Genomic DNA, 18,761 nt, shown 5'->3' with positions numbered 1-18,761 from the left:
GGTCGGTCAGGACCGCGGGTCCGGGTTCTCGCCCCAGGTGAAGAACAGGAACTGGTCGTCGTTGCCGTCCAGTCCCTGGCCAAGGGTGAGGTCGCGGACCGAGCCGACCTCGGTCAGCTTGGGTGCTTCGTAAGCCATGCTGGCCTCCCATGTTGGCGGATTACGTGCGTTCAAACTAAGCGGGCCTCGGGCCGCTTCGCAGGAAAATGCACACAGCGAACAAACCGGTCTTTAGAGTGGTCCGCGTGAAGCTACGCACCGAGGGACTCACCTGGCAGGAGATCGACGGCGAGCTCGTCATCCTGGACCTCGCCGGGTCGGTCTACCTCACCACCAACGCCGCTGGAGCCGTCCTCACGAAGGCGCTCGTCGAGGAGCAGTCCGAGGAGTCGCTCCGGGCGCTCCTCGTCGACACGTTCGGGATCAGCGCAGACGTCGCCGCGGTGGACGTCGCCGCGTTCCTCGACCAGCTCCGCGCGAAGCGGCTCCTGGCGGTCTGAGCGCCCAGCGCGCGTCAGGTCGGCTGCTTGCGGGGTGTGACCGCGGCGATCGCGGTGTAGACGAGGAGCAGGACTCCGACCGCGCTCAGCAGCGGACCGACGGTCCCGGCGTTGAGCAGATCGGTGGTCGGCGTGCCGGCGGTCGGCTCCTGCTGCCACCGCTCGGTCAGCGCGAAGACCCCCGCCGCGAGGCTGAGGATCCCCAGACCACCGATCCACAGCGGCCACCGTCCGACGACCTTGACGCCGCTCGCGGCGGCCGCAGGCACGGCGAAGGCGCCGACCAGGAGGAACGAGCCCACCACGTCGGACGGCCGGTGGGCGAACGTGATGACCGCAGAGCCTGCGGTGACGATCGCGAGCACGAACGCGGCGACGACGACGCCGGCACGAGGGAGGCCGAGCGGCAGCAGGATGAGGATCGCGATGCCCAGCGTGGTGATGATCGTCGTCTGGCCCGCGGGGAACGTGTTCCACTCGTAGCCGTAGTCGCCGAGGTCGGGCCGTCCCAGGACGACGACCTTGAGCCCCCACGACGCCAGCGCGGTGACCATGAAGAAGCTCACCGCGATGGTCGCCACCCGGAGCCGCCGCTGCTCCCACGCGACCGCCACGAGCACCGCGGCGAGCGCGGCCGCCGCCAGCGGCAGCTGGTCGCGGAAGAACGTGCCGTAGTCGCTCCAGCGGGCGTTGACCTCGGTGACCGCACCGAACGTGCCGATGTCGACACGCTGCCCGTCGGCCGTGTGGACGAAGAGGGCGTACAGCGCGAAGAACGCCACCAGGAAGATGCCGGACAGCACCAGTGCCCGGACGGTCATCGTCTCGCGCACGTTCTCGAGCCCGGCCCGCCACTGGCGAGGCTCACGCGAGGCCGCCGTCACGCTCATGCGCCGTCTTGCCGCAGCACCGTGCGGACCGTCTTGGCCGCGATCACCAGGTCGCCGGTCAGGGTCTGGTTGTCGACGTAGTCGAGGTCGAGCCGGACGGCCTCGTTCCAGGCGAGGCTGGTCCGGCCCCCGACCTGCCACGCACCGGTCATGCCGGGCTTCACGCTGAGGCGGTGCCGGATCCACGCGTCGTACTCGGCGGCCTCCGACGGCAGACCGGGCCGCGGTCCGATCAGCGACATGCTGCCCGTCAGCACGTTGACGATCTGCGGGAGCTCGTCGAGCGACGTACGGCGCAGCCAGCGGCCCACCCGGGTGATGCGGGGGTCGTTCTCCATCTTGAAGAGAGGGCCCTCGACCTCGTTGTGCTCGCGGAGCTCCTCGAGCAGCTCCTCGGCGTTCTGGACCATGGTCCGGAACTTGTACATCGTGAACGCGACACCGTCGCGTCCGGTGCGGCGCTGCTTGAAGATGATCGGGCCCGGCGAGTCGAGCCTGACCAGGACCGCCAGGGTGAGGAACACCGGCGAGAGCACGACGAGGAGCAGCGCGGCGCCGACCCGGTCGATGACTCCCTTGAGCACCCGGGACGGGACGGGACGCTGCCCCGGCTTGACCGAGAGGAGGAGGCGCTTGCCCAGGAGGCGCGGCTCGATGCGCTGCGGCACCGCGCCGTGGACCTCGGCCGCGACCGTGAGCTCGACGGTCGTGCGGGCGAGGGCCCAGCTGAGCTTGCGCACGTCGTACGCCGAGAGCTGGGGGCCGGGCGCGACGACGACCTCGTCGACGTCCAGACGCTGCGCGACCTCGGGGACCGAGGAGAGGCCGCCGACGACCGGGATCCCGTCGAACTCGAGCAGCCGGAGATCGCTCTCGTCGTCGGGCGTGCGGACCAGGCAGATGCCACGCATGTCCACGTCGCGGCTGGACTGCCACTGGCGGACGAGGTGGCCGACCCCGACGGCGTCGCCGACGAGGAGGGTCGCGCGGGCCTGCTGCGCGAGCCGGTGGACGAGGATCGACCCGGCGACGACCGCCGCGACGGAGCCGAGGACGACCACGGCGGCGCGCACCTGCAGCGGTGTCAGCCTGTCGGCGACGGTGCCGATGAGGAGGAACGCGCCCCCGAACCACGCGAGCTTCTTGAGGGGACGGGTGCTGCGCGCACGGGCGTAGACGGGAGTGGCGACGAACTCGAACGTCAGCAGCAGCGCGGCGCCGCCGACCGACCACCACACGACCGGACCGGCATCGACGAGGAGGTAGGCGACGACCACGCCGACGAGCGCCGCGGCGACGTAGGCGAAGGCGACGGGAAGCGACCGGCCGCGGGCGGCGCGCACCGCCGTGGCGGTGTCCGTGCTCGTCGCCGGCGCGCTCGGTGCGGCGGGCACGGTGGCCGCCGGAACCGTGCTCGACGACACGGCGCGACGGTGCGCGGTTGCCGTGTAGTCGATGTCGGTCACCGGAGGGTCCTCTCTGCGGGTGCCCCATATTCAAGCAGCGGCCGAGGGCCACGATGGGCGTTTTTCCCGAAGTTGGAGAACCGGACGCCGAGGCTTCTCCGGATCAGCTGTTGAACTCCCGCTGAGCGACCTCGAGACCCGCGGTGAGCAACGTCTCGACCGCGTCCGCCGCGGTCTCGATCACGAGGGGGAGCTCCTTGCGCTCTGTGCTCCCGAACGGCTTGAGCACGTAGTCGGCGGGGTTCTGCCGACCGGGCGGACGACCGATGCCGATCCGCACCTTGTAGTAGTCGCCGGTGCCCAGCGAGGACCGGATGGACTTCAGCCCGTTGTGACCGTTGTCACCCCCGCCGAGCTTCACCCGCATCGTCTCGTACGGGAGGTCCAGCTCGTCGTAGACCACGACGAGCTGCTCCGGCGGCACCTTGTAGAACGTCGACAGCGCCTTGACCGCACCGCCGCTCTCGTTCATGTACCCGCGCGAGCGACCCAGCACGACGCGGACGCCGGGAGTGCCGCCGAGGCGACCCTCCACGACGTCCGCGCGTGTGGGTTTGTGCGACTTCCACCGGCCGCCGGCACGCTCCGCGAGGGCGTCGGCGACCATGTAGCCGATGTTGTGACGCGTCTGCGCGTATCCCGGCCCGGGGTTGCCCAGGCCGACGACCAGCCAGGGCGAGTCCGTCATGGCGAGGGGTGCTCCGTCCGCGTCAGGGACGCGTCACTCGGCCGGTGCGGCCTCGGCGTCAGCAGCCTCGGCCTCGACCTGCGGCTCGTCGCGCTCGATGCCGGCCTCGGCCTCGGCCTCCTCCAGCTCGGCCTCGACCTGCTCGGCGGTGGCCTCGGCGACGACGTTGACGATCAGCACGTCGCCGTCGACGGCGAGCGCCGAGCCCTTGGCGAGCTCGAGGTCGGAGGCCTTGATCTGCGCCCCGGCCTCGAGACCCTCGACCGACACCTCGATCTGCTCGGGCAGGTGGGTGGCCTCGGCCTCGATGGCGACCGTGGGGCTCTCGGTGACGACCATGGAGCCGCTGATCGCGTCGCCGGTCACGACGACCGGGACGTCGACGGTGACCTTCTCGCCGCGACGCACGACCAGCAGGTCGGCGTGCTCGATGAAGCCCTTGATCGGGTCGCGCTGGACCTGCTTCGGGAGGGCCAGCTGGGCGTCGCCCTCGACCTCGACCGACAGCAGCGCGTTGGGCTGCTTGAGCGCGAGCATCAGATCGTGGCCCGGCAGCATGACGTGGATCGGGTCGATGCCGTGACCGTAGAGGACCGCAGGAACCTTGTTGTCGCGACGGATACGGCGAGCGGCACCCTTGCCGAACTCGGTACGCGTCTCTGCCTTGATCTTGATCTCGGACACGGCGGTACTGCTCCTTCAAAGAACGGGAATCTACGAGCGGTGGTCGCGCCTCGGCGACGGTGGTCTTTCGGACGGCCGCATCGCGCACTGAGTCCAAGACACCAAGTCGATCACGGCTGACGGAAAGCCAACCCTCGCCGAGGCAACTTCCCCATCCTACAAGGGTCGGGCGAACGCTGTCGAAACGGGTTGCGGGGGCAATTGCGGCGAAGCGCCTCCCCGACACGGCCGTCGCGGTTACGGTGACGCCGCCGACGCCGTTCTCGGAGGGAGGAGTCGTGCGCACCTCGGACCCCACGCCCGCACCGCCCGCACCGTCCGCGCCGTCGCGCCTCGACGCGCTCGACGGCCTCCGCGGGCTCGCGTGCGCCGTCGTCGTCCTCCACCACTTCCTGCTCGTCGTCCCCTCGCTGGCCCGCGACGAGGTCGCCGGGACGGACTCGGCGCCGGGGTCCGTCGCGTGGTGGCTGCGGGCGACTCCCCTCCACCTGGTGTGGGCGGGCCACGAGGCGGTCCTGCTCTTCTTCGTCCTCAGCGGATTCGTCCTCGCGCTCCCGCTGGCCCGCGAGGTGCGTGACCGGACGTGGTGGGCGGCCTACTACCCGCAGCGCCTCCTCCGCCTGCTGGTCCCGCTCTGGGCCGCCGTCGCGCTGGCGTCCGTCCTCGCCGCGCTGGTGCGGCGACCGGACGGCGAGAGCGTGTGGCTCCAGATGCACCAGCCGGTCAGCGGCAGCACGGTCCTCCACGACCTGACGCTGCTGCGGTGGACCTCGACGGTCGACAGCCCCCTGTGGTCGCTGCAGTGGGAGCTGTGGTTCTCGCTCCTCCTGCCGCTGGTCTGGGCCGTGCTGGGCCGTGTCTCGAGCGGCGCGCGCTGGCCCCTCGTCCTCCTGGTGCTCGTGGGCACCAGCACGTGGGCGCGTTTCGACCTGCGGATCGCCGAGGCACCGGCCGGCTGGCTGGTGAGCGGCCTCGCCGAGTACGTGCCCGTCTTCGGGATCGGCGTCGTGCTCGCGGTGAACCACGGCCGGCTGGTCGACGCCGGTCGCCAGGTCTCGTCGGTCCGCTGGACCTCGTGGTCGTGGTCGGTGATGGTGCTGGTCGCTGCGCTGCTCGCGACCGCACCGAGCCTGACGTCGGTCCCGCTCGGACCCCCGCCCGTCCGCTACGCCCTCTCCCTGGTCGGGCTCACGGCGCTGCTCGTCCTCGCGCTCGGCAGGGGTCCGGTGGCCGGAGGGCTTCGGGCGCGGCCGCTGCAGTGGTGGGGCGCACGGTCGTACAGCGTCTACCTCGTGCACGAGCCCCTGCTCGTGGCGGCCGCGCTGGTCCTCGCGCTCCCCCAAGCACCTGGCTCGTCGCCGGCCCGCTGGTGCTCGTCACGGTCCTCGCCTGCGCGGTCGTCTTCTACCGCCTCGTCGAGGCGCCGTCGCACCGGTGGGCCCGGCAGGCCGGCGCGGGCGTACGGCGGCGGCTCAGGCCTTGCCGTCGAACAGGCTCGTGACCGAGCCGTCCTCGAAGACCTCGCGGATCGCCTGACCGAGCAGCGGCGCGATCGAGAGCTCGGTGAGCTTGTCGAAGCGCTTGTCGTCGGCCAGCGGCAGGGTGTTCGTGATGATGACCTCCGACGCCGAGCACCCCTCGAGCCGCTCGACCGCCGGGCCGGAGAAGACGGCGTGCGTCGCGGCGATGACCACGTCGGCCGCACCGGCCGCCATCAGCGCCTCGCAGGCCTGGACGATCGTTCCGCCGGTGTCGATGAGGTCGTCGACCAGGATGCAGGTCCGGCCCTCGACGTCGCCGACGACGCGGTTGGCGACGGTCTCGTTGGGACGGTCGATGTCGCGGGTCTTGTGGATGAACGCCAGCGGGACGCCGCCGAGCTTCTCGGCCCAGTTCTCCGCGACCTTGATCCGGCCCGCGTCGGGCGAGACGACGGCGAGCCGCTTGTCGCCGTAGCGCTGGAGCACGTAGTCGGTGAGGATCGGCATCGCCATCAGGTGGTCCACGGGCCCGTCGAAGAATCCCTGGATCTGGGCCGTGTGCAGGTCGACGACCATCAGACGGTCCGCGCCGGCGGTGAGGAAGAGGTCGGCCATCAGCCGGGCCGAGATCGGCTCGCGGCCACGGTGCTTCTTGTCCTGGCGGGCGTACCCGTAGAACGGCTGGATGACGGTGATCCGCTTGGCCGAGGCGCGCTTGAGCGCGTCGACCATGATCAGCTGCTCCATGATCGCCTCGTTGATCGGCGCGGAGTGGCTCTGGATCACGAAGGCGTCGGAGCCGCGGACGGACTCCTGGTAGCGCACGTAGATCTCGCCGTTGGCGAAGTCGTAGATCGAGGTCGGGACGATCGACGTGCCGACCTCCTTCGCGACCTCCTCGGCGAGAGCGGGGTGACAACGTCCGGAGAAGAGCATCAGGTTCTTCTCGGTGGTGCGCTTGATACCGGTCACGTGCTGCTCTCCTGGACGTCGTCGTCGCTGTGCTCGCCGGCGGCCGCACGGGCGGCGGCCTCCGCTGCCGGGGTCCCGGGGCGTCTCCGCGCGACCCACCCTTCAATATTCCTCTGTGATCCAGCCGACACGCCAAGCGCCCCCGGGGGCACGTCCTCGCGGATCGTCGCTCCCGCGCCGGTGAAGGCACCGTCGCCGACGGTCACCGGGGCCACGAACGTGTTGTTGGACGAGGTCCTCGCCTGGGCGCCGATCGTCGTGCGGTGCTTGTTGACGCCGTCGTAGTTGGCGAAGATCGTGCCGGCGCCGACGTTGGCGCCCTCGCCGATGTCGCCGTCGCCGACGTAGGAGAGGTGCGGCACCTTCGCGCGGGGACCGACGCGGGTGTTCTTGGCCTCGACGAACGCGCCGAGCTTGCCGCCGGCGCCGACGGTCGTCCCGGGGCGGAGGTAGGTGAAGGGTCCGGTCGTGGCGCCGGCCTCGATCACCGAGAGCGACGCGTGGGTGCGGACGACGCTCGCACCGTCGCCGATCTCCATGTCCTGGAGCGTGCAGTCCGGACCGATGACGGCGTCGGAGCCGATGGTCGTCGCACCGAGGATCTGCGTGCCCGGCTGGATCGTCGTGTCCGCCCCGATCGAGACGTCGGCGTCGATCCAGGTCGTCGCGGGGTCGACGACCGTGACGCCGGCCAGCATGTGCCGCTCGACGATGCGCCTGTTGGCCTCTGCGGCCAGGCGGGCCAGCTGCACCCGCGTGTTGACGCCCTCGGTCTGGATCTCGTCCTCGATCTCGTACGCCCCGACGGTGCGCCCCTCGGCGACCGCGACCCCGATGAGGTCGGTCAGGTAGTACTCGCCCTGCGCGTTGTCGTTGCCGACGCCGCGCAGCGCGTCGCGCGCCCACGCCAGGTCGAAGGCGAGGATCCCGGAGTTGATCTCGTCGATCCGGCGCTGCTCGTCGGTCGCGTCGCGCTCCTCCACGATCGCGACGACGGCGCCGTCCGGTCCGCGCACCACGCGGCCGTAGCCGTGCGGGTTGCCGATCCTCGCGGTGAGGACGCTGAGCGTGCGGTCGTGCTCGCGGTGGTCGGCGACGAAGCCCTCGAGCGTCTCCGGCTCGAGCAGCGGCACGTCGCCGTAGACCACGACGACGGTGCCGGCCGCCTGCTCGCCGAGGGTCGCGAGCGCGACCGCGACGGCGTGCCCCGTGCCGAGCTGCTCCTCCTGCACCGCCTGGACGACGTCGGGGTCGACCTGGGCCAGGTGCTCGGCGACCTGCTCGCGCTGGTTGCCGATGACGGCGACGACGTGGTCGGGCGCGATCCCGCGCGCGGCGTGCAGCGCGTGCCCGAGCAGCGTCCTCCCGGCCAGCGGGTGGAGCACCTTCATCGTCTTCGAGCGCATCCGTGTGCCGCCCCCGGCAGCCAGGACGATCACGGTGGTCGGAGCCTGCTCGCTCACGCGTTCCTCTCGGGCCGGCGACTCGGTCTGGCGGATGAGCTCCCCGGGTAGGAGTCGAACCTACGTCGCTTGATCCGCATTCAAAGTGCGGCGGGCCCTGCCGACAGACCAACCGGGGATCATCCGCCCCCAGCGTACGGAACCGCGGGCGCCCTGCCCACACCGACCGCTGGCGGCGGGCACCTCCCGGCTGGCGATTGCCGGAGGGGTTGCCGGGTACCGGTCCACCAGCAACACTGAACCTACGCGAACGTAGGTAGGCTTCCCCGAAGTCGCTCCCCAGCACCGAGGAGACTCCGATGCCCGCAGGACTCGAGACCCCGATGCGCAACGAGGCCGGACACGGCGCCGAAGGGGCGCCCCCCGGAAAGGCCGAGCAGATCACCCTCGCGGTGTTCGTCGCCGTGCCGTTCCTCGCGCTGCTGGCGGCGATCCCCGTCGCCTGGGGCGGCTGGCTGGGGCCGGTCGACCTGGTCCTCCTCGCCGTGTTCTACCTGATCGGCTCGCTCGGCGTGACCGTCGGTCTCCACCGCCTCTTCACCCACAAGTCCTTCAAGCCGAACCGCGCGGTCAAGGTCGCGCTCGGCGTCGCCGGGAGCCTCGCGATCGAAGGTCCGATCACGCGCTGGGTCGCCGACCACCGCAAGCACCACAAGTTCTCCGACCGCGAGGGTGATCCGCACTCCCCGTGGCGCTACGGCGAGACGATCCCGGCGCTGACCAAGGGCTTCGTCTACGCCCACATCGGCTGGATGTTCAACGCCGAGCAGACCCCGCAGCGTCAGTACGCCCCCGACCTCCTCAAGGACCGCGACATCGTCCGCCTGTCTCGGCAGTTCCCCATGTGGGTCGCGGTGTCGCTCGCGGCACCCGCGGTGATCGGCGGTCTGGTGACCTGGTCCTGGCAGGGCGCGGTGACGGCGTTCTTCTGGGCGTCGCTGGTCCGGGTGTTCCTCGTGCACCACGTCACCTGGTCGATCAACTCCATCTGCCACACGATGGGCGAGTCACCGTTCCGCTCGCGCGACCGCTCGGGCAACGTGTGGTGGCTCGCGATCCCGTCGATGGGCGAGAGCTGGCACAACCTCCACCACGCCGACCCCACCTGCGCGCGCCACGGCGTGCTGCGCGGGCAGGTCGACATCTCGGCCCGGCTGATCTGGCTCTTCGAGAAGGCGGGCTGGGTCAGGGACGTGCGCTGGCCGGTCGCGTCGCGCATCGCCGCCAAGCGCGTCGACGTGCCGTCGGTCGCCTGAGCCGACCCGCGCGGCCAGTACGGCTGGGCGTCTGTCTCAGTGCGGCTGGGCGTCCCGTTTCGTCTTGTGGCTGCCGAGGTCGGCCTCGGCGATGCCGGTGATCAGCGCGCAGATGGCGCCGAAGATCGCGAGCGCCGTCCCGAGGGCCTCCCACGGCTGACTGTCGAGCGTGCCGGCGCGGACCAGCAGCAAGATCGTGATGCCCGAGATCACGAACGCCGCCACCACGGCGATCACGGCGGCCCAGCGGGCCAGCTTGCTCACGTGCATGGAGACCTCCTCAGGACGTGCCTCCTCTCCACGGTCGACCTGCGTCGTGCGTCGTGCAAGCCGAACGGGCCGCCCGGCAGGAGTGCGTGCCGGGGGCCCGGTCATCATGGGAGAGCCGGGCCACGATGGTTCCGTCATCGTGGCCCGGCCCTTTCCCGTCCTGCGCTCCGGCTCGAGGGTCAGTCGGGGCAGGAGTTCCGGTAGTCCGACAGCGCGATGCTCGTCGGCGCCGGGCAGAGGAACTGCGAGTAGCGCGTGTCCTGGTCCACGTACCGCTTGAGCCAGGTGACCATCAGGCGTCCCTGCCAGTCAGGGTTGGTGTTGCCGGCGAAGTGGCTCGCCCCCGCCAGCTCTCCGTACGCGCGCTCGGGCGCGCCGGTGAGGGAGTTGTAGAACGGGATCGAGTGCGCGAGGGTCGACGCGACCGTGTCGTTCTGGGCACCGATGATCATCGTCGGCACCCGCACCCCGCTCCAGCTCTTGGTGGTGTGCCACGGCTGGAGCGCGACGGCCGCCTTCAGGCTCGGCCGCAGGTTGGCGGCGGCCAGGGTGCCCCCACCGCCCATCGAGTGTCCCGACGCGGCCAGCCGCGAGGAGTCCACGCGGGTCCGCACGCTGCTGCGCTCGGTCAGGTAGTCGAGCGCGGCCAGGATCTGCCGGCCGCGGCTGTCGGGCTGGTCGAGCGTGGTGGTGGTGTCGATCGCGAACACCACGAACCCGTGGGACGCGACCCGGCGCGCCAGGGTGGCGTACGCGCTGGACGTGGCGGTGAAGCCCGGCGCGAGGACCACACCTCCGAACGTGCCCGCCGACGTCGTCGTCGGGTAGTAGATCGTGCCTCCGCCGAACCCGGTCACGAGCAGGCTCGAGACCGAGGTGGTGCTGACCGCGAACGAGCCGTTGCCGAGCACGCTGGACGCGGTCGGCGCGGGCCCCCGCTCGTACGGGTTCTCCGCGCCGACGGCCGCCGGCGCCGAGACGCCGACGAAGGGAAGGGTCACGGCTGCGAGCAGTGCCGCGAGCCGGACTCCGAGGTGTCTGAACATCGCTGTCCTCCTTCGGTTCGGCGACCCGAGAGCGCCCCCGACCGTCGGGGTTTCCGCCAAGTGCCAACGGACGTTAACGAGTCCGTTACAAATCGGGCAAGAGGCGCGAAAGAAGTCCTTCCAGGGCCTTGTGATCCCGGTAACTAAGCGCTTGCTTACCTGCCTGGGAAGGAGATCATCGTCACATCCCGCATCCGACCGGACGCTGGAATACCGGGGAACGCGCCGACCGACGCGCCAGCACCCTCGCCGGGGGCAGTACGGCACAATGCCGAGAGTGGCCAAGAACCCCGAGCCGGAGACCAAGCGCAGCAGCAAGCGGATGACGGCCGCCGAGCGGCGCGAGCAGCTGATCGCGATCGCTCGGACGCTCTTCGCCGAGCGCGGCGTCGACGGCACCACGGTCGAGGAGATCGCGTCGCGCGCATCGGTGTCCAAGCCGGTCGTCTACGAGCACTTCGGCGGCAAGGAGGGCCTGTACGCGGTGGTGGTCGACCGCGAGGTCCGCACGCTGCTCGACATGATGCGGTCGGCGCTCACCAGCGGCGGACCCCGAGAGCTGCTCCAGCAGGCCGCGTTCGCGCTGCTGACCTACATCGAGACCAGCTCGGACGGGTTCCGCATCCTCGTCCGCGACGCGCCCGTGGGCTCCCCCACCGGGTCGTACGTGAGCATCATCAGCGACGTCGCGAGCCGCGTCGAGGACATCCTGGTGGGCGAGTTCAAACGACGCGGGTACGAGGCGAAGCTCGCGCCGATGTACGCCCAGATGCTCGTCGGGATGGTGTCCACCACCGGGCAGTGGTGGCTCAACACCCGCAAGCCGAGCAAGGACGTCGTCGCCGCCCACCTCGTCAACCTCGCCTGGAACGGACTCTCCAACCTCGAGGCCAAGCCGGGGCTGCTCGAGCGCCCGAAGGGGGACTAACGCCGCTTCGCGACTCCGTCAGACGCGCCGCTTCGCGACGACGAACGTCCTCGGGAACGGCAGCACGGTCCCGTACGCCTTCCGCGGGTACGCCTCGCGCAGCGCCGCCTTGTACTCCTCGGTGAACTCCTCGCGGAGCCCCGGCGGCAGCGCCTGGAGCACCGGGCGTGCGCCGGTGCCGGCGATCCATCGGAAGACGGGGTCCTCGCCCTCGAGCAGGTGGTAGTAGGTCGTCCCCCACACGTCGAGGTCCCATGCGTCGTCGACCAGGAGGTCGAGGTATGTCGCCGGCGAGACGGTGCGCACCGTCGCGAGGCCGGTCGTGTGCTCCGCGTACGGCGCCCGTCCCGCGATCTCCCGGAGCAGCGTGTGGTTGGGCTCGTGGTGGTTGTCGGGGACCTGGAACGCGAGCACTCCTCCCGGCGCGACATGGTCCCGCAGGCGGGGCACGACCTCGAGCTGGTCGGGCACCCACTGGAACGCGGCGTTGGAGACCACGAGGTCCACCGGCTCCGGCGGTGCCCACGCGGCGATGTCGCCCTGCTCGTAGCGCGTCGACGCGTCGGCGTTCTCGCGCAGCGCCTGGGCGACCATCTCCGGCGACGAGTCGACGCCGGTGATCGTCGCCTCGGGCCACCGCGCCCGGAGCACGGCGCTGAGATGTCCCGGCCCGCAGCCGAGGTCCACGATCGTGCGTGGCGCGATCGGGACGCGGGCGACGAGGTCGAGGAACGGGCGTGCCCGTTCGGACTCGTACGCGAGGTAGAGCGTCGGGTCCCAGCGCGGCATCAGGCGGCCCGCCCCGCCACCGCCCGCTCGACGTCGGCCCGCAGCGCCGCCGGGTCGTCGCAGACCGCGACGAGGACCGCCTCGGTCCGCGGGTCGTCCACTCGCAGGACGCTGGCGAGGACCTGCAGGGCCCCGATCTCGCGCCCCCGCCCCGCGACCGTCACGCGCAGCGCGTTCTCGAGCACGGCCTTGCTCGCGCGCGTGAACCGCAGGTGGCCGCCGCGGCGGCCGGCACGCTCGAGGGCGCCGTCGCCGAAGGTCGCCTCCGCCCGCGCACGGACGGCGTCCAGGTCCACCCCGAGCGAGGCCAGCGCCTCGGCGTCGAGCGCACCGTCGCCGACGCGGGCGATCTCGCGCCGGACGGCCTCGTACGTGATGCCGTGCCGCGCCAGCAGCCCGTCGCCCGCGCCCTGCCTCGCCAGCGCGCCGAGCAGGTGGGCCGGCTCGATGCGCCGGTCCCCGACCTCACGTGCCTCGGCCTGGGCATCGACGACCGCGGAGCGCGCGGACGCGGTGAACCGCTCGAACATGTGTCAGTCCCTTCCCTCGCGGTCGCCCGCTCCGTGCTTCTTGTGCGCGGCCTGCCGCGTCACGCCGAGCGCGTCGGCGACCTGCTGCCAGGACCAGCCGAGCGCGCGGGCCCGCTCGACCTGGAGTCGCTCGAGCCGCTCCGCGAGCTCGCGGAGGGCCCGGACGGCGCGCAGGCCGATCGCGGGGTCGGCGTCGGTGGCAGGTCCAAGATCCATGCGTCAACCGTAGTTGACACCCCGCCGATCGTCAACCTTTGTTGACGACGCCTCGACGCGGACCGGACCACCGACCATTCGTCTCGACATCGAGAATCTTGACGCTAGGCTGGCGGTATGCGAGACGAGGTCGATCGACTGGTCGCCGCGTGGCGTCGCGAGCGCCCGGACCTCGACGTGGACCCGATGGAGGTCCTCAGCCGGGTGTCGCGCCTCTCGCGCCACCTCGACCTGGCGCGCCGTGAGGCGTTCGCCGACCAGCACCTCGAGGGCTGGGAGTTCGACGTGCTGTCCGCGCTGCGCCGCGCGGGCGAGCCGTACCAGCTCTCCCCCGGTGAGCTGCTGCGCGAGACCCTCGTGACCAGCGGGACGATGACCAACCGCATCGACCGCCTCGCCGCCCGGCGCCTCGTGGAACGCCTCCCCGACCCCGCCGACCGGCGTGGCGTGCAGGTCCGGCTGACGGACGCGGGGCTGACGACGGTCGACGCCGCGCTCGAGGCCCTCCTGGCGCGCGAGCGGGAGCTGCTCGCCGCGCTCGCCGACGGCGACGCGGGGCAGCTCGCCGCCCTGCTCCGGGCCCTGCTGCTTCCGTTCGACGCCGCCGAGTGACCGGTCGGGTCAGCGCCGACGCTGGAGCCCGCTCGGCCACCAGATCCGCGACCCGATGTCGTACGACAGGGCCGGCACGAGCAGCGACCGGACGAGGAGCGTGTCGAGGAGCACGCCGAACGCGACCAGGAACGCGATCTGGGCGAGGAAGAGGATCGGGATCACCGCGAGCGCCGAGAACGTCGCCGCGAGCACGACACCGGCCGACGTGATCACGCCCCCGGTCACGACCAGCCCGTGCAGGATCCCCTCCCGGGTGCCGCGTCGCATGGACTCCTCCCGCACGCGCGTCATCAAGAAGATGTTGTAGTCGATCCCCAGCGCCACGAGGAAGACGAACGCGTACAGCGGGACCGACGGGTCCGCGCCCGGCCACCCGAAGACGTGGTCGAACACCAGCGCCGCCACGCCCAGCGTCGAGAAGAAGCTGAGCACGGTGGTCGCGACCAGCAGCACCGGCGCGAGGACCGACCGCAGCAGCACGACGAGGATCAGCAGGATCACGACGAGCACGACCGGGATGATCACCGTACGGTCACGCTCCGCGACGTCGTTGCCGTCCACCTGCTGCGCCGTGGACCCGCCCACGAGGACCTGGTCGCCGAGGTCGTGCAGCTCCGAGCGCAGGGTCCGCACCGTCTCCTCCGCCGCGTGGCTGTCCGCCGCGTCCTCGAGCGTGACCTCGACGACCACGCGGCCGTCGACCACCTTCGGGGGTGCGTCGCCGGTGGGGGACGACCCGGTCGCGTCGTCGGTCGTCGGCGCCGCGGAGGCGACGCCGTCGGTGCCCTGCACGACACGGACGACCTCGTCGAGGTCGTCCTCGGGAGCCACCACGACGGCCGGGGAGCCCGAGCCTCCCGGGAAGTGCCGGACGAGCGCCTCCTGACCCTGGACCGCCTCGACCTCGCCAAGGAACAGGTCGCTCTGCGAGACGCCCGAGGCCTGGAAGGTCGGCGCGAAGGCCGCGGCGACGGCGAGCCCGAGCGTGGCCCCCACCCAGAGGCGCCGTGGCCGGCGCTTGACCAGCGCGGCGACCTTGCCCCAGACGCCCGACTCCTCCGGCTTGGCGGTGCCCACGTGCGGACGGAACGGCCAGAACGCCACCCGCCCCAGCAGCACGAGCGCCGCCGGCAGGAAGGTCAGCGCGGACAGCATCGCCGCCGCGATGCCGAGCGCCGCGACGGGGCCGAGGCTGCGGTTGGAGGTGAGGTCGGACAGGAGGAGGCACAGCAGCCCCAGGATCACCGTGCTGCCGGAGGCGAGCACCGGCCGCAGCGCGCGGCGCCACGCGACCCGCATGGCCGTGAAGCGGTCCTCGTGGACGCGCAGCTCCTCGCGGTAGCGCGCGACCAGGAGCAGGGCGTAGTCCGTCGCCGCGCCGACGACCAGGATCGACATGATCCCCTGGCTCTGGCCGTTGAGGTCGAGGACGCCGGCGTCGGCCAGCCGGTAGACGACGAACGCGGCCAGCCCGAGCCCCAGCACGGAGGTGAGCAGCACCGCGAACGGGAGCAGCGGACTGCGGTAGACGATCAGCAGGATCACCAGGACCACGACGAGGGCGACCCCGAGCAGCAGGCCGTCGATCCCGCCGAACGCCGAGCCGATGTCGGCGGCGAACCCGCCAGGGCCGGTCACGTACGGCGTGGCGCCGTCGACCTCCTCGACCGATGCGCGCACGTCGTCGACGACCGTCTCGATCTCACCCTCGTACGACGCCGCGACCTGCACGTACCCCACGAGCGCGTCGCCGTCCTCGGACGGGACCGGTGGGCTGGCCGGGCCTTCGATGCCGTCGACCTGGGCGACCGCGTCGAGCTGGTCGGCGACCGCCGCACGGCCCTCGGCGGAGATCGGGCCGTCCGACTCCCAGACGATCACCACCGCCACCGTCTCGGGGCTGAACGCCTCCTGGATCTTGGCGACCTCGGTCGACTCGGCGCTCTCGGGGAGGAACGCCGCGTTGTCGTTCTCCGAGACCTCGGAGAGCTTGCCGGCGAACGGGCCGGCGAGGCCGCCGAGGACGAGCCAGACGAGGACCAGGGCGATCGGCACGATCCACCGGAGTCGGCCAGGGGAACGGTGGGCAGAGTCGGACCGAGCCACTCTCACTCCATTAGGTAGAAAATCTATCTATCGACAGACCTCAACCTAGCACCTCGGCAAGATCCAGCCAGATCGCCTCGAGCTCGTCGCGTTCGCTCGAGATCGAGGCCAGCCGGGTCTGCAGGTCGGAGAGCATCCCGACGTCGGTCGGGTGAGCCGCCATCTCGGCCTCCACCGCCGCGGCCTGCTCGGCGAGCCTGGCCAGCCTGCGGTCGATGCGCGCCATCTCCTTCTGCGCCGCCCGCTCCTCGGCACCCGACAACGCGGCCGTGGCCGTGGCGCTCCCCGCGCCGGCAGGGGCCGTCGCCGCGGCCACCGTGGTCGCCGCCTCGGCGCCCGGCGTACGACGGGCCCCTGGCTCGCGCGGACGGTAGTCGTCCACGCCGCCCACCAGCATCCGGATCGACCCGTCGCCCGGCAGCTCGTACACGGTGTCCGTGACGCGCTCGAGGAAGTAGCGGTCGTGGGAGACGACCACGAGCGTGCCCGGCCACCGGTCGAGGTAGTCCTCGATCACGGTGAGCGTGTCGATGTCGAGGTCGTTGGTCGGCTCGTCGAGGAGCAGGACGTTGGGCTCGGCCTGCAGGATCCGCATCACCTGCAGACGACGACGCTCGCCGCCGGACAGGTCGCCGATCCGTGCCGTCAGGAGGTCACCGGTGAACCCGAAGCCCTCGAGCAAGGTGCTCGACTGCAGCTCCGGACCCTTGACGGCGTCGAGGACGCGCTGGGTCGGGTCCATCTCGTCGAGCGCCTGGGAGAGGTACGCGACCGCCACCGTCTTGCCGCGCTTCACCCGCCCTGAGTCCGGGGTGACCGCCCCGGTGAGCAGCCGCATGATCGAGGTCTTGCCGGTGCCGTTCGGGCCGACCAGTCCGACGCGGTCGCCAGGGCCGAGCCGCCACGTCGCACGGTCGAGGATCAACGCGTCGCCGCGGACCAGCGAGACGTCCTCGAGGTCGATGACGTCCTTGCCCAGACGCTGGGTGGCGAACCGCTCGAGCTCGAGCCGGTCGCGCGGCGGCGGCTCGTCGGCGATCAGCGTGTTGGCGGCCTCGATCCGGAACTTCGGCTTCGAGGTGCGTGCGGGTGCCCCCCGCCGCAGCCACGCGAGCTCCTTGCGGACGAGGTTGCGGCGCCGGCTCTCGGTCGCCGCGGCCTGCCGGTCGCGCTCGGCCCGCGCGAGCACGTACGCCGCGTAGCCGCCGTCGTACTGGTCGACGACCCCGTCGTGGACCTCCCACGTCCGGGTCGCGACCTCGTCGAGGAACCACCGGTCGTGGGTGACGACGACGAGCGCGCACTCGCGCAGGCGCAGGTGGCGGGCGAGCCACGCGATGGCGTCGATGTCGAGGTGGTTGGTCGGCTCGTCGAGCACGAGGAGGTCGTGCTGGCCGAGCAGCAGGCGGGCGAGCGAGGCGCGCCTGCGCTCCCCGCCTGACATGCCCTCGACGATGCGGTCGAGCGGGATGCCGGCGAGCAGGACGGTGACGATCTCGCGGGTCGTGGAGTCGGCCGCCCACTCGTGGTCGGCCTTGCCTCCCAGCACAGCCTCGCGCAGGGTGTGCGCCTCGTGGAGCTCGTCGCGCTGGTTGAGGTAGCCGACCTCCAGCCCGCGTGCGTGCGTCACGCGCCCGGCGTCGGCGGGCTCGATGCGGGAGAGGACCCGCAGCAGGGTCGTCTTGCCACCGCCGTTGCGGCCGACGATCCCGATCCGGTCGGAGGCGGAGATCCCGAGGCTGACCGAGTCCAGCAGCGTCCGGGTGCCGTGGGACTTGTCGACCCCGTCGAGGTTCACGAGATTCGGCGGCGGCGTCACCTGAGCAAGCGTACGAGGCTGCCCCCACGCAAGGCCCGTCGGCGTCACCCTGCGGGGTAGCGCGCCACCAGCCACTCCCCCAGGGCGCGGATCCGGTCGACCAGCGCGAGGGGCTCGATCACGTCGAAGTCGACGTTTCGCGCGACGAGCCAGCGCGCTGCCCAGTCGAGGTCCTCGGTGCGGAGCGTCACGACGCAGTCCTCGCCGTCGGCCTCGACCGAGCCGACCGTCGGCGGGACCAGACGGCGGACCAGGTCGGCGGAGGTGAGCATCCGGACCCGGACCCGGTGGCCGCCGAAGCGCTGCGCGAGCGTCTCGGTGACGAAGGCGACGGCGTCGTCCGGAGGGTCGGGCGGCGCCGACCGTCGCCCGAGGGAGCTGACCTCGTCGATCCGGTCGAGCGCGTACGTGCGCCATGCGGGCACCGCGGGGTCGTACGCGACGAGGTACCACCGCGCGGCCACCTGGACGACGCGATACGGCTGCAGGTCGCGCGGGCGCGCTTCGGCCGAGGGCGCGCGGCGGTGCCGTACACGGACCGTCTCGACGTTGCGGCAGGCGTGGGCGAGCGTCATCAGGACGGCGGGGTCGACCGTCCGGTCCCACGGGACAGGAGCGGACTCGGTGTGTGCGAGGGCGTCCAGCCGGGAGCGGAGCCGGCTCGGGACCGACTCGGTGAGCTTGGCCAGCGCCGTGACCGCGGCCGTGCTGGTGCCGTCGACGGCGACCGCGGACCGGAGTGCGACGCCGACCGCGAGGACCTCGTCGGCGTCCAGCAGGAGCGGAGGGACGGCGCGTCCTGCCGCGAGCGTGTAGCCGCCGTAGCGACCGGCCTCGGCGTCCACCCGGTAGCCGAGATCGCGCAGGTGGGCGACGTCGCGCCGCGCCGTCCGCTCGGTGACGCCGAGGCGCTCCGCGAGGCGCGCCGCGGAGATGCCCGGCTGCGCCTGCAGGACCGCGAGCACCTCGAGGCGCCGACCGGTCGGGGTCAGCGCCCGGGGGTCGACGAGGTCGTCGCTGAACCCTGACATGATCTGACAGG

At 71.8% G+C, this 18,761-nt stretch carries 19 protein-coding genes, 1 tRNA gene and 1 pseudogene; 5 read left to right on the top strand and 16 right to left on the bottom strand.

Annotated elements, in window-relative coordinates; all coding sequences use genetic code 11:
- Positions 1-6 precede the first annotated feature (6 nt).
- Positions 7-138 carry a lasso RiPP family leader peptide-containing protein gene (locus ACQSSQ_RS03860; protein ID WP_431325712.1) on the bottom strand — a complete coding sequence of 44 codons (132 nt, stop codon included), beginning with the start codon at positions 136-138 and terminating at the stop codon, positions 7-9.
- A gap of 107 nt (positions 139-245) precedes the next feature.
- Between ACQSSQ_RS03860 and ACQSSQ_RS03855 the strand changes: the two genes are divergently transcribed.
- A complete protein-coding gene (locus ACQSSQ_RS03855) occupies positions 246-500 on the top strand; it encodes a PqqD family peptide modification chaperone (protein WP_431325711.1) in 255 nt (84 codons plus the stop codon).
- Positions 501-514: 14 nt separating this feature from the next.
- Here ACQSSQ_RS03855 and ACQSSQ_RS03850 read toward each other — a convergent pair whose 3' ends face one another.
- The 4 genes from ACQSSQ_RS03850 to ACQSSQ_RS03835 form a co-directional block, all read right to left on the bottom strand.
- Positions 515-1,390, bottom strand: a complete 876-nt coding sequence (locus ACQSSQ_RS03850) for a hypothetical protein (RefSeq protein ID WP_431325710.1) — start codon at positions 1,388-1,390, stop codon at positions 515-517.
- Positions 1,387-2,856: a sugar transferase gene (locus tag ACQSSQ_RS03845; RefSeq protein WP_431325709.1), complete on the bottom strand. Its 1,470-nt coding sequence runs from the start codon at positions 2,854-2,856 to the stop codon at positions 1,387-1,389. The genes ACQSSQ_RS03850 and ACQSSQ_RS03845 overlap by 4 nt, the downstream gene beginning before the upstream one ends.
- A gap of 103 nt (positions 2,857-2,959) precedes the next feature.
- Entirely contained in the window at positions 2,960-3,544 is a 585-nt protein-coding gene (gene pth / locus ACQSSQ_RS03840; RefSeq protein WP_431325708.1) for an aminoacyl-tRNA hydrolase, read from the bottom strand.
- A 33-nt stretch (positions 3,545-3,577) separates the two neighbouring features.
- Positions 3,578-4,228: a 50S ribosomal protein L25/general stress protein Ctc gene (locus tag ACQSSQ_RS03835; RefSeq protein ID WP_431325707.1), complete on the bottom strand. Its 651-nt coding sequence runs from the start codon at positions 4,226-4,228 to the stop codon at positions 3,578-3,580.
- Positions 4,229-4,287: 59 nt separating this feature from the next.
- On the opposite strand from ACQSSQ_RS03835, the pseudogene ACQSSQ_RS03830 reads away from it, so the two are divergent.
- A pseudogene (locus ACQSSQ_RS03830) lies at positions 4,288-5,556 on the top strand (acyltransferase family protein); the annotation flags it as partial.
- A 144-nt stretch (positions 5,557-5,700) separates the two neighbouring features.
- Here ACQSSQ_RS03830 and ACQSSQ_RS03825 read toward each other — a convergent pair.
- The 3 genes from ACQSSQ_RS03825 to ACQSSQ_RS03815 form a co-directional block, all read right to left on the bottom strand.
- On the bottom strand, positions 5,701-6,681 hold the full coding sequence (locus ACQSSQ_RS03825; protein WP_431325706.1) for a ribose-phosphate diphosphokinase: 981 nt from the start codon (positions 6,679-6,681) through the stop codon (positions 5,701-5,703).
- The gene (gene glmU, locus ACQSSQ_RS03820) at positions 6,678-8,144 is read right to left on the bottom strand and encodes a bifunctional UDP-N-acetylglucosamine diphosphorylase/glucosamine-1-phosphate N-acetyltransferase GlmU (RefSeq protein WP_431325705.1); all 1,467 of its coding nucleotides are present in this window, start codon (positions 8,142-8,144) and stop codon (positions 6,678-6,680) included. The genes ACQSSQ_RS03825 and glmU overlap by 4 nt, the downstream gene beginning before the upstream one ends.
- A 39-nt stretch (positions 8,145-8,183) precedes the next feature.
- Positions 8,184-8,263, bottom strand: a tRNA-Gln gene (locus ACQSSQ_RS03815).
- A 180-nt stretch (positions 8,264-8,443) separates the two neighbouring features.
- On the opposite strand from ACQSSQ_RS03815, the gene ACQSSQ_RS03810 reads away from it, so the two are divergent.
- Positions 8,444-9,400 carry an acyl-CoA desaturase gene (locus tag ACQSSQ_RS03810; protein ID WP_431325704.1) on the top strand — a complete coding sequence of 319 codons (957 nt, stop codon included), beginning with the start codon at positions 8,444-8,446 and terminating at the stop codon, positions 9,398-9,400.
- 36 nt (positions 9,401-9,436) lie between these two features.
- Here ACQSSQ_RS03810 and ACQSSQ_RS03805 read toward each other — a convergent pair whose 3' ends face one another.
- Positions 9,437-9,670, bottom strand: coding sequence for a hypothetical protein (locus ACQSSQ_RS03805; protein WP_431325703.1), 234 nt, complete (start codon positions 9,668-9,670; stop codon positions 9,437-9,439).
- 179 nt (positions 9,671-9,849) lie between these two features.
- A complete protein-coding gene (locus tag ACQSSQ_RS03800; protein WP_431325702.1) occupies positions 9,850-10,716 on the bottom strand; it encodes an alpha/beta hydrolase family protein in 867 nt (288 codons plus the stop codon).
- 268 nt (positions 10,717-10,984) lie between these two features.
- On the opposite strand from ACQSSQ_RS03800, the gene ACQSSQ_RS03795 reads away from it, so the two are divergent.
- Positions 10,985-11,644 carry a TetR family transcriptional regulator gene (locus tag ACQSSQ_RS03795; protein WP_431325701.1) on the top strand — a complete coding sequence of 220 codons (660 nt, stop codon included), beginning with the start codon at positions 10,985-10,987 and terminating at the stop codon, positions 11,642-11,644.
- Between the two features lie 18 nt (positions 11,645-11,662).
- On the opposite strand, the gene ACQSSQ_RS03790 is transcribed toward ACQSSQ_RS03795, so the two are convergent.
- The 3 genes from ACQSSQ_RS03790 to ACQSSQ_RS03780 are packed head-to-tail and all read right to left on the bottom strand — an operon-like array spanning position 11,663 to position 13,179.
- Positions 11,663-12,433: a methyltransferase domain-containing protein gene (locus tag ACQSSQ_RS03790; RefSeq protein WP_431325700.1), complete on the bottom strand. Its 771-nt coding sequence runs from the start codon at positions 12,431-12,433 to the stop codon at positions 11,663-11,665.
- Positions 12,433-12,963, bottom strand: coding sequence for a Clp protease N-terminal domain-containing protein (locus tag ACQSSQ_RS03785; protein ID WP_431325699.1), 531 nt, complete (start codon positions 12,961-12,963; stop codon positions 12,433-12,435). The genes ACQSSQ_RS03790 and ACQSSQ_RS03785 overlap by 1 nt, the downstream gene beginning before the upstream one ends.
- Positions 12,964-12,966: 3 nt before the next feature.
- The gene (locus ACQSSQ_RS03780) at positions 12,967-13,179 is read right to left on the bottom strand and encodes an RNA polymerase subunit sigma-70 (protein ID WP_431325698.1); all 213 of its coding nucleotides are present in this window, start codon (positions 13,177-13,179) and stop codon (positions 12,967-12,969) included.
- Positions 13,180-13,296: 117 nt separating this feature from the next.
- Here ACQSSQ_RS03780 and ACQSSQ_RS03775 point away from each other — a divergent pair, with 117 nt between their 5' ends.
- On the top strand, positions 13,297-13,791 hold the full coding sequence (locus ACQSSQ_RS03775) for a MarR family winged helix-turn-helix transcriptional regulator (RefSeq protein WP_431325697.1): 495 nt from the start codon (positions 13,297-13,299) through the stop codon (positions 13,789-13,791).
- 9 nt (positions 13,792-13,800) lie between these two features.
- Here ACQSSQ_RS03775 and ACQSSQ_RS03770 read toward each other — a convergent pair whose 3' ends face one another.
- The 3 genes from ACQSSQ_RS03770 to ACQSSQ_RS03760 form a co-directional block, all read right to left on the bottom strand.
- Entirely contained in the window at positions 13,801-15,849 is a 2,049-nt protein-coding gene (locus tag ACQSSQ_RS03770; RefSeq protein ID WP_431325696.1) for an MMPL family transporter, read from the bottom strand.
- Between the two features lie 91 nt (positions 15,850-15,940).
- Entirely contained in the window at positions 15,941-17,719 is a 1,779-nt protein-coding gene (locus ACQSSQ_RS03765) for an ABC-F family ATP-binding cassette domain-containing protein (protein WP_431325695.1), read from the bottom strand.
- Between the two features lie 44 nt (positions 17,720-17,763).
- Positions 17,764-18,750, bottom strand: a complete 987-nt coding sequence (locus ACQSSQ_RS03760; protein ID WP_431325694.1) for a helix-turn-helix transcriptional regulator — start codon at positions 18,748-18,750, stop codon at positions 17,764-17,766.
- Between the last annotated feature and the right edge of the window lie 11 nt (positions 18,751-18,761).

This window comes from Mumia spirodelae (assembly GCF_050632745.1).
GTDB lineage: Bacteria > Actinomycetota > Actinomycetes > Propionibacteriales > Nocardioidaceae > Mumia.
Note: the sequence above shows the minus strand (reverse complement) of the source record. Positions and strands in the feature narration are given on the sequence as shown.